Origin of the sequence: Pseudomonas massiliensis (genome assembly GCF_000826105.1) — a bacterium.
GTDB lineage: Bacteria > Pseudomonadota > Gammaproteobacteria > Pseudomonadales > Pseudomonadaceae > Aquipseudomonas > Aquipseudomonas massiliensis.
This window is the reverse complement of record NZ_CCYK01000007.1, coordinates 1,438,093-1,455,702: the sequence shown is the minus strand read 5'-3', so window position 1 is coordinate 1,455,702 and position 17,610 is coordinate 1,438,093. Positions and strand designations below refer to the sequence as shown.

Here is a 17,610-nt window from a genome sequence, read left to right as displayed (position 1 = left end):
GCGCGTGATTGTGTGTCGATTGCCATATTTCCGTCGCCACCCAAGCGCACGATTCCTTAGCTTCCTAAACAAAATCAAGAAACTGCTGCTATAACAAAAGCTTGGATCCTAAGGTGGAACATTCGGGACTCATCGGGCCTGACGCACCCCTTCGCTACAGCGGCCCCGCGTGTGCATAAGAACGGACCGGCAGAATCGTACGTGGACAATATCGTAGTAGCTGACAAAACCACCGCCGAACTCACCTCCCAGGTCTGGGGCGACGTGCAGCTCCCCCAGCCTGCGGTGGTCCAGATCCCTGTGGCGCCCACTCAGGTCGCTTCAGTCAGCCGCGTCGGCCAGGATGCCGTGGTTACCCTGAAGACCGGCGAGCGCGTCACCGTCAACAATTTTTTCGCCAGTACCGCCGAGGGCGTGCGTAGCGACATGGTCTTCCAGGGGGAAGACGGCGTGCTCTGGCAGGCACAGTACAGTAGCGAAGCCTTTGAAGGTTTCAGCTTCACCGAATTGTCGTCCCTTGACGAGCTGCTCGCCGGTGTTGGCGTGGTTGGCAGCGCGACGCCGGAATGGGCCATCGCAGGCCTTGGCGCCCTGGGCGCTGGCGGCGCCACGGCTGCCGCCACTGGCGGCCTGGCAGGTGGCGGCGGTGGGGGCGGAGGCGCGGTTGGCGTGGTACCGGACACTACGGCTCCAGGGGCGCCCACGGGCCTTGGTTTGAGTACCAATGGCCTAGTGCTGACCGGGCTGGGGGAAATAGGCGCCACGGTCAATGCGTTCGACCTGGCGGGCAACCTCCTCGGTAGCGGTACGGTCGCGACCGATGGGCGCTTCAGCCTGAACCTGACTGCCGCGCAACTCAATGGCCAAACCCTCTCGGTGGTGCAGATAGATGCGGCCGGCAACACCTCTCCAGCCGCGAGCCTGGTCGCGGCTGATGTCACCGCACCCGCGGCGCCCGCCAATCTGGCGTTGGACACCACCCAAGGGCTTTTCAGCGGCACCGCCGAGGCCGGCAGCACGGTAACCGTCCGGGATGCCAATGGCACCGTGCTGGGCAGCGTCGTGGCAGCGGCCGACGGTAACTTCAGCCTGTTCCTGACTCCGGTTCCCGGCGCTGGCGTCAGCCTGAGTGCCATCGCTATCGATGCCGCTGGCAACGCGTCGGCCGCGGCTCCCTTCGGGGTACCGGCGCTTCCAGCGGGGCCCGACGTCACGCCGCCCACGGTGGCGTTCGATGTAGGGATCAGCGCAGACGGCACTCTGCTCAGTGGGCGTGGCGAAGCCGGAGCCACCGTTGCCCTTTTCGATGCCGCTGGCAATGTCCTCGCCACGGCCGTGGTAGGGGCTGATGGCACTTTCAACCTGGCCTTGATTCCCAATGTGATCAGCGGGCAGTTGTTGCAGCTGACCCTGACCGATGCCGCTGGCAATGTTTCTCCCAACCTGCCGGTTCAGGCGCCTGACCTGAGCCAGCCCGCACCACCCGCCAACCTTGCGATTTCCAGTGACGGACTGACGCTTACCGGCCTGGCCAGGGGCGGCGCGCGCATTCTGGCGCGCAACGTCAGAGGACAGGTGGTCGGTGCCGGCCGCGCCAACCTCGATGGTACCTTCAGTGTGAGCCTGGACGCGGCCTACCTGAACGGGGAGCGATTCGACGTCACCGTCACCGATGGCAACGGCAACAGTTCGGCACAGGCCCTGGTAAGCGCGCCCGACAGTACCGCGCCCTCGGCAGTCACGGGCCTGCAAGCGAGTAGCGATGGGCTGGCGCTGTCTGGCGAGGGGGAACCCGGCGCCACTGTTACGGTAAGCGCCAACGGGGTGCTGCTGGCGAGCAGCAGCGTGGCCGGCAATGGGACCTTCGTGGTTGCCCTGAGCCCGGCGGCCGCCGCTGGCGCCAGCCTGGTCGTGAGGCAAGCCGACGCTGCGGGCAATCTATCGGTGGACGCGAACGTGACCGTACCGGCTGCAGCTCCGACCCCGGCATTGAATGTGGCGGTGAGCACCGACGGTAACCTGGTCAGCGGTACCGCCACGGCCGGGGCTACCATCGAAGTGCGCGGCGCTGATGGAAGCCTGTTGGGAACGGGCCTGGCAGCCCCGGATGGTACGTTCAGCGTGAGCCTGGCCAGCGCCCAGCTCAATGGCCAACTGTTGGACGTTATTGTGCTTTCGGCCAGTGGTACCTCGGTCACCGCGCTGGCCAGCGCGCCAGACATTACAGCCCCCTTGGTCGCCACCGACCTTGCGATCAACCCCAATGGCGCGCTGCTCAGCGGCCGTGGCGAACCTGGCGCCAGCGTCACCGTGCGGGCCGCCGACGGTACGGTGCTCGGCACCGCCATAGTCAATGCCGTGGGAAGCTTCGCGGTCGCGCTCACGCCCCCGCAGATCGACGGGCAGAACCTGCAGATCAACCTCAGCGACGCGCTCGGCAATAGCTCGGCCGCCACTACCCTGCAGGCCCCTGACCTGAACGGCCCCTTGCAGCCCGCAGCCCTGTCGGTGGATATCAGCGGCCTGGTACTGGTGGGGGTCAGCGAGGCCGGAGCCAGCGTCAGCGTCCGGGCGGCCGATGGAACCCTGCTGGGAACGGCAGTGGCCGACGCCGATGGCCGCTTCAGCGTCAACCTGGCCGCCGCGCAGAATAATGGCCAGGCCCTGCTGGTCAGTGCCGTCGGCACGAACGGCACCGCTTCACCCGTGGTGCCCTTCACCGCGCCTGACACCACGCCGCCAGCAGCGGCGACAGGGCTGGCCATCGATGCGTCAGGCTTGGCACTAAGCGGCAACGCCGAACCGGGCGCGAGCGTGGTCGTGCTCGATGCCAATGGGCAATCGCTGGGCACCGCACAGGTAGCGGCCAACGGTACCTTTACGGTCAGCCTTGGCAGCCCTCAACTGAGCGCTCAGGCTCTGAGCGTGAGCGTCCTCGACAGCGCCGGCAATATTGGGCCGGTGGCCGCCATTACTGCGCCCGATCGAAGCGCGCCGGCCGTGCTCAGCGACTTGGCGATTTCCGCCAATGGCAGCCTGGTCAGCGGGAACGGCGAACCCGGCGCCACTGTTACCGTGCTGGACCCGGCGGGCGCCTTCCTCGGCAGCGGGGCCGTAGGTACCAATGGCCGCTTCGAAATAAGCCTGGCCACGCCCCAGGTCAATGGCCAGGCGCTGAGCGTCAGCCAGGCCGACGCGGCGGGCAACCCGTCTCCGTCGAGCGGTTTGAGCGCCCCGGATATCCAGGCGCCGGCCGTGCCCAGCGCGCTTGTGTTTTCCGCCGACGGCACTACCCTCAGCGGCCTGGGCGAGCCCTCGGCGCTGATCCGCGTACGCAGCCTACGCGGTGTGTTGTTGGGCTCGGCCCGGGTAGCGGCCGATGGCACCTTCAGCGTGCCCCTGACTCCCGCCCAATTGAATGGCGAGGCCGTGGAGGTAGAGCAACAGGATACCGCGGGCAATCTTTCTACCTTGACTAGTGTCACCGCCCCCGACACCACGGCACCCCTGGCCGTTGACAATCTTCTGCTCAGTGGCAACGGCGCCACCCTCACCGGCACCGGCGAGGCGGGCGCGACCGTGACCGTGCGCGGCACGGCGGGCGCCGTGCTGGGTTCGTCCATCGTGGACGGCAACGGCAATTTCAGCGTCGTCCTGACCCCGGCACAACTCAACGGCCAGAGCTTGAGCGTGCAGCAGGCGGACCCACGCGGCAATGCCGCCTCGCCCGTCGCGCTGACGGCGGCCGACTTGAGCGCTCCGGCGGCACCGACCGGCCTGCTGGTCGCCGCCGGCGGCCAAGCGGTTTCCGGCACGGCGGAAGCGGGAAGCATCGTGGAGGTCCGTGCGGCTGATGGCACCTTGCTCGGCAGCACGACAGTGGCACCGAATGGTACCTTCAGCGTTAGCCTGGTTAGCCCTTTCACCAACGGCGAGGCCTTGCTGGTCACGGCGACCGATGCCACGGGCAACCTGTCCCAACCCACCGGCCTCAACGCCCCTGACATTACCGCGCCGACGTCGCTGGGCAACCTGGCAATCAGCCCGGACGGCGCAACGCTTTCGGGCACGGGCGAAGCCGGCGCCACCGTACAGGTGACGAACGCCGCCAATGCGCTGCTGGGATCCGCCACGGTAGGCCCGGACGGCGTTTTCACTCTGACGCTGACCCCTGCGGCCACCAGCACCGATGTGCTCAGCGTGGTAGAGCGCGATGCCGCGGGCAACCTGTCCCAGGCTGTCAGCCTCGCCGGCCCGACCGGCAACGAGCTAGCCACGCCGAGCAACCTGGCGCTCTCAACGGACGGCCATACCCTGACCGGCAGCGGCACTGTCGGTAGCACCGTGAACGTGATCGATGCCACGGGCACTAACCTGGGCAGCGCCCTGGTTGGCAGCGCCGGCACCTTCCGCCTGCTGCTGCGCTCGGCCCAGCTCAATGGGCAACTGCTGCATGTAAGCGCCAGCAACGGTAGCGGCAACACCTCGGCCGCCGCCACCCTGGTCGCCGCGGACAGCACGGCGCCGGACGCGCCCTTGAGCCTGACCACCGCCAACGGCGGCAGCCTGGTTACCGGACGTGGCGAGGCCGGCGCCACCGTAACCGTGAGCGATGCCAGCGCCACCGTCCTCGGCACCGGGGTGGTCGGCAGCAATGGGGCCTTCGCCGTACAGGTAACGCCGGCTCAGCTCAACGGCCAGGTGTTGACGGTGGTGCAAACGGACCTGGCTGGCAATATATCTCAGACCAACACCCTGGTGGCCGCCGACCTGCAAGGCCCGGCAGCCGCCAGCGGTCTGGCGGTGAACACTTACGGCACCGTGGTGACGGGCGTGGGCGAAGCCGGAGCGACCGCTACCGTGCGCGATGCGGCCGGAAACACCCTGGCCACCGGTACCGTGAACCAGAGCGGCGTGTTCCAGGTCACCCTGCCCCTCGCCCAGAACACCGGCGAGGCACTCACGGTTCAACTCACCGATGCCGCTGGCAACGTGTCTCCGGCCGCAACCGTGGGGACACCCGACAACACAGCGCCGGGGGGGGTGACCAGCCTGCTGATCAGCGCCGATGGCAGCAGCTTATCCGGCGTGGGCGAGCCTGGCGCCACCGTGGCCGTACGCACCGCCACTGGCACTGTGCTCGGCACCGGCGTGGTAGACACCAACGGGGTGTTCACGGTGGCGCTCAGCCCCGCCCCGCTGAACGGCGAAACCCTGGACATCATCCAGACCGACCTCAATGGCAACCCCTCGGTGGCCGCCACTCTCATTGCCCCGGACATCAGCCCGCCTGCCGCCCTCAGCGGCGTGGCAATCAATGGCGATGGCGTAACCGTCACAGGCCACGGCGAACCCGGCGCCACCGTGTACGTGCGCGCCGTGGACGGCACCGTGCTGGGCAGTGGGCTGGTGGCCAGCAATGGCGCCTTCAGCGTGACGCTGGGTAACGCGCAGCTCAACGCCCAGGTGCTCACCGTCAATCAGGAAGACCCGCCTGGTAACGAAGGCCCATCCGCTACCTTAGTGGCCCCGGACACACAGGCCCCCGCGCTGCCCAGCGACCTGGCCATCAACGCCGCCGGGCTTCAGGTCAGCGGTCGCGCCGAAGCGGGCAGTCAGGTCAGTGTGCGAGATGCCCAGGGGAATGTCCTGGGCACCACGACAGCCGCAGCCAATGGCACCTTCGTCACGGCTTTGAGCGCACCGCAGCTCAACGGCCAGGCCCTGACGGTGACTGCCTCCGACGTCGCCGGAAACCTGTCGGCGCCAGCACCGCTGCTCGCTGCGGATGTCACCGCCCCGACCGCGGTCAGTGGCCTGGCGGTTTCCGCCAGCGGCGCCACACTGACCGGGCTGGGCGAAGCCGGTTCGCTCATTACCGCCACGGCCACGGACGGTACTGTGCTGGGTACGGCCACTGTCGGCAGCGATGGCCGCTTCACACTGGCGATCACACCGCCCGCCACGGCGGGCGATACGGTCGCGGTGATCGCTTCGGATGCGACCGGCAACGCCTCGCCGAGCATTTCGGTGATCGCCCCCGGCCCGCTGGCGCCGAGCGTGGCCAGCAACCTGGCGCTGAGCGGCGACGGCCTGACCGTACAAGGCAGCGCCGACCCCGGCAGCCTGGTCAGGGTATACAGCGCGAGCGGTCAGCTGCTCGGTGTCGGGCTTGCCGGCAGCGACAGCGTTTTCAGCGCCCCCTTGACCGCTGCGCAACTCAATGGTGAAGCACTGACGGTAATCGCCACGTCCACCGACGGCATCAATGCCGCGCCGGCCAATCTGCTGGCTGCGGACGTGACCGCTCCGCCCCCGGTGGCGACTTATAACCTGGCCAGCGACGGCGCCGCCCTCACCGGCTTCGGCGAAGCCGGCGCCACCTTGCGGGTGCTCGCCCAGGGCGGGCTGATCCTGGGCACCACCACAGTGGCCGCCGACGGCACCTTCGCGATGACCCTGGTACCGGCGCAAATCGCCGGCCAACTGCTCACCTTGAGCCAAGTGGACGTAGCCGGCAACGAATCCCTGACCAGAACGTTGCTCGCACCCGACCTGACGGCCCCCAACGCGACGGGCGGCCTGGCCTTGAGTACCGATGGCGCCGTGCTCACCGGTACCGGTGAAGCGGGCGCCACGGTAAGCGTGCTCGATGCCAGCGGTGCCATACTGGGCACAGGTACCGTGCGCCTGGACGGTACGTTCCAGGTCGCCCTGGTGCCGGCCCAGGCCAACGGCCAGGTACTGTCGGTCACCCTCACTGACGCGGAGGGCAACGCCTCCTTGCCCGCCACGGTAACGGCCGTGGACTCCACCGCCCCCGGCGCGCTGACGGCCCTGGCGATCGGCGCGGACGGTGCGAGCATCACCGGCCGCGGCGAAGCCGGCGCGACCGTCACGGTGGCTGACGTTGACGGTAACGTACTGGGCAATGCGACGGTAAGCAGCACCGGCGCCTTCAGCCTGGTACTTGGCACCCCGCTGCTCAATGCGCAGGTGTTGACCTTCACCCAAACCGACGACGCGGGCAATGTGTCGCCGGTGGCCAACCTCACCACGGTCGACCTTACTCCACCGGATGTACTCACCAACGTGGCGATCAACGCTGCGGGCGCGGTAGTCAGCGGCCGGGGCGAAGCAGGCGCGACCGTTACGGTACGCGATGCCGCCGGCACGCTGCTGGGCAGCACCGTGGTATTGGCCAACGGCAGTTTCAGTGTTGCGTTGACTCCGCCGCAGACCAACGACCAGATACTTACCGTGCAGCAGGCCGACCCGCCCGGGAACATCAGCCAGCCGGTGCAGCTCAACGCGCCTGACCTCACTCCTCCCGCTCAGGCCGCCAACCTGGCGCTCAACGCCGCGGGCGATCAGCTCAGCGGCACCGGCGAGCCATTGGCCAGCGTGCGCATCACCCTGGCCAATGGCACCGTGGTGGGCACTGGCAACGTGGACGCCACGGGCAATTTCCTCATTACACTGACCAACCCGGCGGTCAACGGCGAAGCCCTGTTAGTACGACTCGGCGATGCCGCAGGCAACCTTTCTCCCATCGCAGCCTTGAACGCGCCGGACATCACCGCGCCGGCAGCCGTGGCCAACCTGGCGGTCGACGCGGCGGGCGCCGTGCTCACCGGTACGGGCGAGCCGGGGGCCAGCCTGTTCGTGAGCAACGCCAATGGGGATACCCTCGCGCTGGGCACGGTTGCCGCCGACGGTACCTTTGCCGTGGCGCTGACAACCCCGCAGCTCAACGGCCAGCGCCTGAGCGTGGTGCAACAAGACCCTACCGGCAACCCTTCCATATCCGCCGGGATAAACGCGCCCGACCTTACTCCACCCGGCGCGCCCGCTGTAACCAGCCTTTCACCCGACGGCCTTACCCTGGGTGGCAGCGGCGAAGCCGGCGCAGCGATCCGGGTGACCGCCGCCGACGGCACGGCGCTAGGCAACACTACTGTCAATAACGACGGCAGTTGGAGCCTGACCCTGGGCAGCGCCCAGCGCAACGGCGAGCTGTTGACGGTAATCCAGACCGACACCGCCAACAATGCTTCGGCCGTCCTGCTCTATCAGGCAGCGGATAACACCGCGGCCGGCGCGGTGAGCAATCTGGTGGTCAGCGCCGACGGCCTGCTGCTGACCGGCTTGGCGGAGGCCGGCGCGCTGGTGACCATCAGCAGTGCGGGCGGTTCGCTACCGGGCAGCGCCATCGCCGGTAACGACGGCCGCTTCAGCTTCACCTTGCCCACTGCTCAAGTGAACGGTGAGACCTTGAGCGTGGTACAGACAGATGCCGCCCAGAATACCTCTGCGGCCGCCAGCGTAACGGCCGGAGACATCACCGGTCCGGCGGCCCCGGCCATCATCAGCCTTACCGGTAGCGGCACGGTACTGGCCGGCACCGCCGAGGCCTTGAGCACCGTTACTGTGCTCGCCGCTGACGGCACCACGCTCGGCAGCGGCACGGCGGACGCCAATGGCCTGTACAGCATTAGTTTGAGCCCGGCCCAGGCGAACGGCGAGACGATCAGCGTGATCGCTGTGGACGTCTTCGGCAATGCGTCCTTGCCTTTGCCGTATGTGGTGCCGGACATTACCGCGCCCGCCGCGGTCAGCGACCTGGCTGTAAGCAACGACTACACCACCCTCGCCGGCCGTGGCGAGCCCAACGCAGTGGTGACCGTGACCCTCGGCGGCGTGTCGCTGGGCACGGCCACGGTCGACGCCAGCGGAGCCTTCGTAGTGGCACTGACCGGGCAGATCGCGGCGGCCGATGTATTGAGCGTGGTGCAGCGGGATGTGGCGGGCAATCCGGCAACCGCCGCCACCCTCACCGTGGCCGCCGTGCCGCCGCCACCGGCGCCAACGGCATTGGTGCTGGCCCTCGATGGCGCTAGCCTGGCCGGTACCGCGACCGCCGGAAGCCAGGTAAGAGTGTATGGCACCAACGGCACCTTGCTGGGCAACGCCACCGCTGCGAGTGACGGCACCTTCGACGTTTCGCTTTCTTCGCCCCAGATCAACGGTCAGGTGCTGGAGGTGACCGCCAGCACCCAGGCTGGCGGCGAGTCGATTCCGACTGCGATAACTGCAGCGGATACCACGGCCCCGGTCGCCCTTACAGATGTCGCCATCAATGGCGCTGGCGCTATAGTGACCGCCCGTGGCGAAGTCGGCGCCACTGTGACCGTACGCGCGGCCGATGGCACGGCGTTGGGCTCAGGTATCGTGGGCGCCACCGGGGCCGTGAGCGTGGCACTGGTTCCGATCCAGGCCAACGGCCAAGCGCTGACCGCCACACAAACCGACCTTGCGGGCAATACCTCCGCGGCGGTGGCGATCACTGCGCCGGACATTACTCCGCCCGCCCTTCCCGCCTCGCTGGTGCTCAACCCCGCAGGTCTGGCGCTTTCAGGCTTGGGCGAGGCCGGGGCTACTGTCCGCGTGCGCGACGCCAGCGGCGCCTTGCTCGGCACCGCGACCGTGGCAGCCAATGGCACTTTCACGGTCAACCTCAACAGTGCCCAGCACAATGGCCAGGCCTTGAGCGTGACCCTCACCGACGCCGCCGGCAACGTCTCGATCGCCGCGCCATTGCTGGCCGCCGATACCACCGCACCGGGCCCGCTCAGCAGCCTGCGGTTGAGCACCAACGGGCTGCAGTTGAGCGGTAATGGCGAAGCCGGCGCGTCCGTCAGCGTGACCAACGCCGCCGGCAGCGTACTGGGCACAGGCCTGGTAGGCCTCAATGGTGCCTTCAGCGTGCAGCTCAGTGCCGCCCAGCTCAACGGCCAAGTGCTTACCGTGAGCCAGACGGACCTGGCTGGTAACAGCACCAGCGGTAGCGTGACCGCCAATGACGTGACCGCGCCTACCGTGCCTGCGAGCGTGGCGGTAACCGCCGACGGCAGCGCGGTCACCGGCACAGGCGAGGCCGGGGCCATCGCCAGCGTGTATGACGCCAGTGGCAACTTGCTCAACAGCGCGACCGTGGCCAGCAATGGGGTGTTCTCAGTGGCGCTCAGCCCCGCTCAGGCCGATGGTCAGGCCTTGACCGTTCGCCTCACCGATGCCGCCGGCAATGGATCTTCGCTGGCAACCGTGACGGCGCCAGACATCACGCCACCTGCCCCGCCCGCCACGGCGGTGGTGGGCCCCGGCGGCACGGTGGTGACCGGTACGGGTCTGGCTGGGGCGCGGATCTTCGTGCGCAATGCTTTCGGGGTGCTGCTAGGCAGCGCCACGGTGGCCGCCAATGGCACCTACTCAGTGGCCTTGACCCCGGCACAGATCAACAGCCAGACATTAAGCATCACTCAGGTGGATGCGGCGGGTAACGTCTCCACGGCGGTGAGCGCGACCGCGCCAGACCTGACACCGCCCGTGGCCGCCAGCTCGCTGGTGGTCGCTGGCGACGGTAATAGCCTGACCGGCAGCGGCGAAGCCGGCAGCACTGTCACCGTGCGCAGCGCCGCGGGCGTAACCTTGGGCACCGCCACTGTGGCTGCCAACGGCACCTTCAGCGTGGCGCTGGACAGCGCGCAGATCAACGGCGAGGTGCTCACCGTTACCCTGCGCGACGCCAACGGCAACCTTTCGACCACCAGCAGCGTGACCGCGCCGGATGTAGACGTGAACCGCCCCGTGGTGGCCAGCGATAACCTCACGACGGCAACGGTCAACCTGGCGCCAGTAGCCACCACCCGCAACTACGCCGATAGCTTCACCACCGCGCTGAGCGGTTTCAACAAGGTGTTCAACTTCACGGTGGCCAGCGGCACCAGCGTGGACCCGACCCTCACCCTCACAACCGGGAGCGCCCTGGCGCTCTACAACGGCGCCACCTATACCCTTCAGGTGCAGGACGCCAACGGTAACTGGGTCACGCTGGGCAATGCCGCCAATGGCGCCCTGCTCAACGTGCTGCTACTGGCGGGCCAGGGCGTGCAGGTGGATATTGGCACGCTGCTAGGGGGTAACTACCGGCTGGTGGTGGCAAGCAACGGCATCGGCGTGCTGACCACGGTCAACACCAACCTGCAGCTGGATATCACCAGCCTGACTCAGTTCAGCGGCACGGCCGACGCGGTACTCAACGGTAACGTGGTGACCGACGTCGGCACGGACGGCACCGCCGACGTGACCGGGCCTGACAACGGGGCGGTGGTGCAGGTGTTGCGCAACGGCGCCTTCGTCAGTACCGCCGGTGGCGCCATTGTGCAAGGCCTGTATGGCACGCTTACCCTCGATGCCCAAGGCAACTACACCTACACCGCCAACGGCAGCGTGAACAGCGTGGGCAAGGTGGACGTGTTTACCTACCAGCTGGTGCACCCCAACGGCCTTGCCGACACCGCCAACCTCTATGTACGCATCGACAGCCCGCAGGCGGCAGAGGTATGGAGCAGCGGCAACCTGGCAGCGCCAGCGACCGTCGTGGATGCGACGTTCGACGTGGCCAGTACCTCGCTGACGCTGGCCAACAAGGTCACCACTACCACCAGCGCGCTGGGTAGCCTGTCGATCCTGCTTGGAGGCGGGTCGGGCAGCTATTCTTTTAGCGTGGCTGCGGACACGGTCAGCGACCTGACCATTACGCTTGCCTCGAGCAACCTGTTGTCACTACTAGGTTCGGTGGTTCTGGGACTGTACAAGCTCAACCCCGCCACTGGTCAGTACGTCCTGGTGCAGGCATGGGGCGGCGCCGGGCTGGTCGGCCTGGGCAGCGGCCTGTATGGCGTGACCGTGGACGACCAGACCGCGGGTACCTATCAGGTGCGGCTGTCCACGGGAGGCATTGGCTTGCTGGCGCAGATCAACGTGGGCCTGATCAACGTGGCCACCTACAACAACCAGTTCACCGTGGCGAGCTATACCCCGGTGACCGGCAACCTGTTCACCGATACTGCCGGCGCAGGCGCGGACGTACTGGGCTCGGCGTATACCTTCCTCAGTGTGCTCGCCGCTGGCAGCTACGTGACGCCTGGCTACACCGGCACCGTGATCACTGGGACCTACGGCACACTACTGGTGAAGGCCGACGGCAGCTACACCTATACGCTCAATGCCGGGTTGACCGAGGCGGCGGTCGGCAATCAGGACGTGTTCACCTATGCCCTTAACCACCCCAACGGCACCGTGGACACCGCCACCCTGACCGTGAGCCTGAACCGAGCCGGCGCCACCGTCGCGGCCAGCACCTTCAGCGCACTCAGCGCCGCCAGAGACGCGGATGTGCATACGGCGGCGGTTGCCAGCAGCACCGGCGATACCCTACAGGGCACCAGCGGCGACGACACCCTGGACGGCTCCCATGGCGGCGCAATCCGCCTGGCCGGCGGCGCGGGCAATGACACGCTGATCATCGTCGACCAGCACTTCACCTCGGTGGACGGTGGCAGTGGCACCGACACCCTGTTGTGGGCGGGCGGCGCCGCCAATATCGACTTGGGCAACCTGGCGGCGCGGGTGCACAACATCGAGGTGCTCGACCTCGATACCACCGCGCCGGTGAACCTGACCCTCAGCCTGGCGGACCTAGTCAGCGTGCTGTCCAGCGACCACGACACCTTGATGATCAAGGGCAACGCCCAAGATACGGTTCACATGACTGGGCAATGGGACCCCGGCGGCCTTCATCAGGCAGGCGGCGTGGAGTACGTGCAATACAGCCCACAGGAGGATCCCAGCTATCACCTCTGGGTACAGAACGGCATTCAGATGGTTTGAAACAAATGGACTGCGCCGCCCCAGCCCGGCAATCGGCAGGGCGGCCATCACAGTAAGGGACAGCGGTGATAACAGGCCTGAACACTGTCACGCGCGCACGGGCGTTGCTCGCCCTCGCCGTGCTTGCGATACACTCCCCGGCGCATGGCGCGCCGGATCACATAGACCCACAACTGTTGCGGGTAAGCCCTCACCCCAGCGGCGAACACGATGCGCAGCGGCGGCCCGCCCTGGCCCTGCGCGGCGCTATCGCCAGCGACCGCTTCGACATCAATGAAGCCGTGCGGCTGGCGGTGGAATGGCACCCCAGCATCGCCCAGGCGGTAAGCGTGCTGTACCAGCAGGGCGAAGGCATCAACACCGCCGAGGCGGGTTACTACCCGCAGCTGTCCGCTGGGATCAAGGGTGGGTTGGACAGCGGCTATAACGGCGAACGGGGCAGCCAGTCCCTTAGCCTGTCGCTCAAACAGATGCTGTACGACTTCGGCAAGGTGGATAGCGCGGTGAATGCCGCTCGGGCCAAGGCAGCCCAGGCCCAGGCGCAACTGCTGCTGACCATCGACCAGGTAGCCCGCGACACCGCCTATGCCTACATCGAAAGCCAGCGCTACCGCCAACTGATGGCCACGGCCGAAGCACAACTGCAGGGGCTGGAAAAGATCGTGGAACTGGCGCGCCAGCGCAGCGACATGGGCGCCAGCACCCGATCCGACGTGGTGCAGGCAGAATCGCGAGTGGATGGCGGACGCGCTACGCTGCAAGAGTACCGCGCCGCCTATGCCCGCTGGCAGGCGACTTTGGCTAACCTGTTGGGCCGGGCCAGCATCCCTGATGGCAGCGACGTCCCGCCACCGGGACTTGGCCAGGCCTGCGAGGCAGCGCCCCCGGTCAACGGCACCGACGCCTTGCCCGCCGTGCTGGCCGCCTTCGCCCAGCGTGACCAGGCCCAGGCCGAGCTTGCCCAGGCAAGGGCTCAGGCGTACCCCACGGTGTCGCTGGAGCCCTCGATCAACCATTACCTGGACAACAACTACAACGACGACAACCCCTACCTGGACCGCACCCAGGCCGGGATCTATATCAACGTGGAGGTACCGCTGTATCAGGGTGGCGCCACCAGCGCCCGCACCCGCGCCGCCGGATACGCCCTGAGCGCGGCGGACGCCGCCGAAGACGCCGCGCGCCTCCAGGCCAGGCAAGGATTGGCCGAGGCCCAGGTGCAGACCCTGAGCCTGAGCAATCGCCTCGAAGCCCTGCGTCGGCGCCAGGGCAATATCACCGAGGCCCGCGAGCTGTACGGCCGACAATACCTGGAACTGGGCACCCGGCCGCTGCTCGATCTGCTCAACGCCGAGCAGGAAATCCACCAAGCCCGCTTCGACCTGACCAATACGCAAACGGATATGCAGCGCCTGCAAATCGACTGCCTGTACAACAGCGGTGGCATGCGCCGCGTATTCGCCCTTGAAGGGCACAACCTTCAAGGCGTCGAGGTATTGCCATGATCGAGGCCAGTCAAGTACCTGTGACCACTGCGCCGCCAGCGGACTTTCAGCCATGGATGGACGCCATCCTGATGGTGGCTCGGCACTATCGCCTGGACGTTTCCCCGGAAAGTGTTCGCCTCGCCTCGCAGCACCAGGACGAGCCGCTGGAACAGATGGTGCGCCAGATGGCCCGTCAGGCTGGGCTTACCGCCAAATTCAGCGGGGCTGACGCACGAGTACTGAGCCGCTGGCGAATGCCGCTGGTGGTAGAGCTGATCGATGGCCAGGTTGGCGTGGCCGAAGGCCTTGGCGCGGACGGCGAACTGGGCATGGTGTTCAGCGGCGACCAAGGGCTGCAAAGTCGCATTGCCCTGGCCGAGCTCAGCGGCCAAGTGCGGCGGATTCTAGTACTGCGCCCCATCCGCCCGCTGGCTGACGCGCGCACCGATGATTACGTACCGCCCTATGACGAGCACTGGTTCCGCCGCATCGTGCTCCGGGACCTGCGCCCCTATGGTCATGTCATGGTCGCGTCCCTGGTGGCGAATCTGCTTGGCATGGCCGGAGTGCTCTTTTCCATGCAGGTCTACGACCGTGTGATACCGGCCGAGTCATTGCCTACCCTCTATGTATTGTTCGGCGGCGTCATGCTAGCGGTAGCGTTCGATTTCCTGATGCGGTTGATCCGCTTGCGCCTGACCGACCTGTTGGGAAAACGCGCGGACCTGCGCGTTTCGGATCTGGTCTATAACCACGCGCTGCGCCTGCGCAACTCGGTACGGCCGCGCTCTACGGGTTCATTCATCGCTCAGTTGCGAGAGCTTGAACCGATTCGCGACCTGATTACCTCCAGTACGGCTACCGCTCTGGCAGACGTGCCCTTCTTCCTGCTTTTCGCGTTGGTGTTCTTCCTGATAGGCGGCCCTTTGGTCGCGATCCCGCTGGTGGCCCTGCTGCTGATGCTGATCCCGGGGTTGTTGTGCCAGCGCCGCCTGGCCCGCCTGGCCAGCGCCAACCTGCGCGAAGCGGCGCTGCGCAACGCCATGCTGGTGGAAAGCATCCAGGGGCTTGACGACCTCAAGGCGCTTCAGGCCGAACAGCGCTTCGCGCAGCAATGGAACCGCTATAACGCTGCTTCGGCCCAGAGCGGCCTTGAATTGCGCACGCTTACCAATAGTCTGGTCACCTGGACCCAGAACGTACAGAACGCGGTGTTCGCCGTGGTGATCGTGATAGGCGCGCCCATGGTGATTGCGGGGGATCTTACTACCGGTAGCCTGGTAGCGCTGTCCATGCTCGCTTCACGGATGATGGCGCCCATGGCACAGCTCACTCACGTGCTGACCCGCTGGCAGCAGGCCAAGGTGGCGTTACAAGGCTTGGACCGGTTGATGCGGCTGCCGGTGGATCATCCAGAGGGCAGCAGCCGGGTGCACCTGCCGGCGATACGTGGTGACTACCAGCTGGAGCAGGCCAGCTTCAGGTACAGCCCGGAGGGCGCGCCGGCACTGACCGTTGCCCATCTGCGGATACAGCCAGGAGAGCGCGTCGCGGTGCTCGGGCGTAACGGGGCCGGCAAGTCTACCCTGCTGCAGGCCTTGGCCGGCAGCATGGACCTGGCCACCGGCCAGGTAAACTTGGACGGCATCGCCATGGCCCATATCGACCCAGCGGACCTACGGCGGGACGTTGGCCTGCTGGCGCAGCACGCCCGGCTGTTCCATGGCACGCTGCGGGAAAACCTGACCCTTGGCGCCGGGCTGGCCAGCGATCAGGAGCTGGTTGCCGCGCTGACCGCGACCGGTGCCCTGGACTTCGTACGCCAATTGCCCAAAGGGCTGGATCACCTGATGCAGGAAGGCGGGCTCGGGCTTTCCGGTGGCCAGCGGCAAAGCCTGTTGCTGGCGCGCCTGCTGGTGCGCCAGCCCCAGGTGCTGCTGCTGGACGAGCCGACCGCCGCCCTGGACGATGTTACCGAGCGAGGTCTGCTGGATAACCTGACCCACTGGAGCCAGGGCCGTACCCTGGTGGTAGCGACCCACCGCGCCAGCGTGCTGCAACTGGTAGAGCGCGTGATAGTGGTGGACAACGGGCGCATCGTGATGGACGACGCGCGGGACAGTGCCCTGGCACGCTTGCGCCAGCCTTTGGGCGAACCCACGGATGGCCAGCCATGAGAATATCGAACGACACACCGGCGGCACGTGAACCGCTCTCCTATCTCGATGGTGAAGACGATCAGGCGGTCATCCGGGCGGGACGGGTGACATGGGTCACCGCAGCCATGCTCGCGGCCTTCCTGGCCTGGGCCGCGAGCTTCGAAATCGTGGAAGTCTCCAATGGTACGGGCAAGGTGGTCCCCGGTTCCCGGGAGCAGGTGATCCAGTCCCTGGAAGGCGGCATCCTGGCTGAACTCAACGTCGCCGAAGGCGACCTGGTGCAGCGCGACGACGTGCTCGCGCAGCTGGATCCCACGAAAAGCGAGTCCACCGTGGGCGAGAGCGAAGCGCGTTACCGGGCCGCGGTCGCCAGCGTAGCCCGCCTGCAGGCCGAAGCCAGCGACCAGCCGCTGGTATTCCCGCCGGCGGTACAGGCTGCGCCCGAGCTGGTACGAAGCGAAACCCAACTGTACGACAGCCGCAGGCGCGGCCTGGATGCCACGCTCAAGGGCATCCACCAGTCGCTGGCCCTGGTACGCAGCGAGCTGGAGATCACTGAGAACCTGGCCAAGATCGGCGCTTCCAGTCGGGTGGAGGTCATTCGGCTGAACCGCCAACGTGCTGAGCTCGAGCTCAAGGCCAATGAGGCGCGCTCCGAGTACATCGTGCGCGCGCGCGAGGAACTGGCCAAGGCCAGCGCCGAGGCCGATAGCCTGGCACAGGTGATTCGGGGGCGTGCTGATTCATTGTCGCGGTTGACGTTGCGATCTCCCGTGCGGGGGGTGGTGAAGGACATCGAGGTCACCACCCTGGGTGGTGTGGTCCCTCCGAATGGGCAACTGATGCAGATCGTGCCCATGGACGACCGCCTGTTGATTGAAACCCGCATCGCGCCTCGGGACATCGCGTTCATTCATCCGGGCCAGGCGGCGAAGGTCAAGATCACTGCCTATGACTATGCCGTGTACGGGAGCCTGGATGGCACGGTAATCAACATCTCTCCCGATACCTTGCAGGACGAAGCCAAGCCGGAAGTATTCTATTAACGGGTATTCATCCGCACCGCCAACGATGCCTTGCGCAACAAGGCCGGCCAGGCCTTTCCCATAGTCCCCGGAATGATCGCCAGCGTGGATATCCGTACCGGTTCGAAGACGGTGCTGGCCTACTTGTTGAAGCCTCTGAACAAGGCCGGCGAAGCCTTGCGTGAACGTTGAAGGAAAGGCCCTTGA

3 protein-coding genes and 1 pseudogene are annotated in these 17,610 nt (G+C 66.7%); all 4 read left to right on the top strand.

From position 1 onward, the window contains the following. The first annotated feature begins 201 nt into the window (after positions 1 to 201). The 4 genes and pseudogenes from BN1188_RS17405 (at position 202) to BN1188_RS17390 (ending at position 17,595) form a co-directional block, all read left to right on the top strand. Positions 202 to 12,732, top strand: coding sequence for a BapA/Bap/LapF family large adhesin (locus tag BN1188_RS17405; protein ID WP_040262663.1), 12,531 nt, complete (start codon positions 202 to 204; stop codon positions 12,730 to 12,732). Between the two features lie 65 nt (positions 12,733 to 12,797). After that, positions 12,798 to 14,237: a TolC family outer membrane protein gene (locus BN1188_RS17400; RefSeq protein WP_232430939.1), complete on the top strand. Its 1,440-nt coding sequence runs from the start codon at positions 12,798 to 12,800 to the stop codon at positions 14,235 to 14,237. Then, complete coding sequence (locus tag BN1188_RS17395) at positions 14,234 to 16,396, top strand: type I secretion system permease/ATPase (protein WP_040262661.1); 2,163 nt, start codon at positions 14,234 to 14,236, stop codon at positions 16,394 to 16,396. Before BN1188_RS17400 ends, BN1188_RS17395 begins: the two co-directional genes overlap by 4 nt. Then, positions 16,393 to 17,595: pseudogene (locus BN1188_RS17390) on the top strand (HlyD family efflux transporter periplasmic adaptor subunit). The gene BN1188_RS17395 and the pseudogene BN1188_RS17390 overlap by 4 nt, the downstream one beginning before the upstream one ends. Positions 17,596 to 17,610: the final 15 nt, after the last annotated feature.

Coding starts and splice junctions, on each gene's coding strand:
- BN1188_RS17395 (WP_040262661.1), top strand. CDS start 14,234: ATGATCGAGGCCAGTCAAGTACCTGTGACCACTGCGCCGCCAGCGGAC.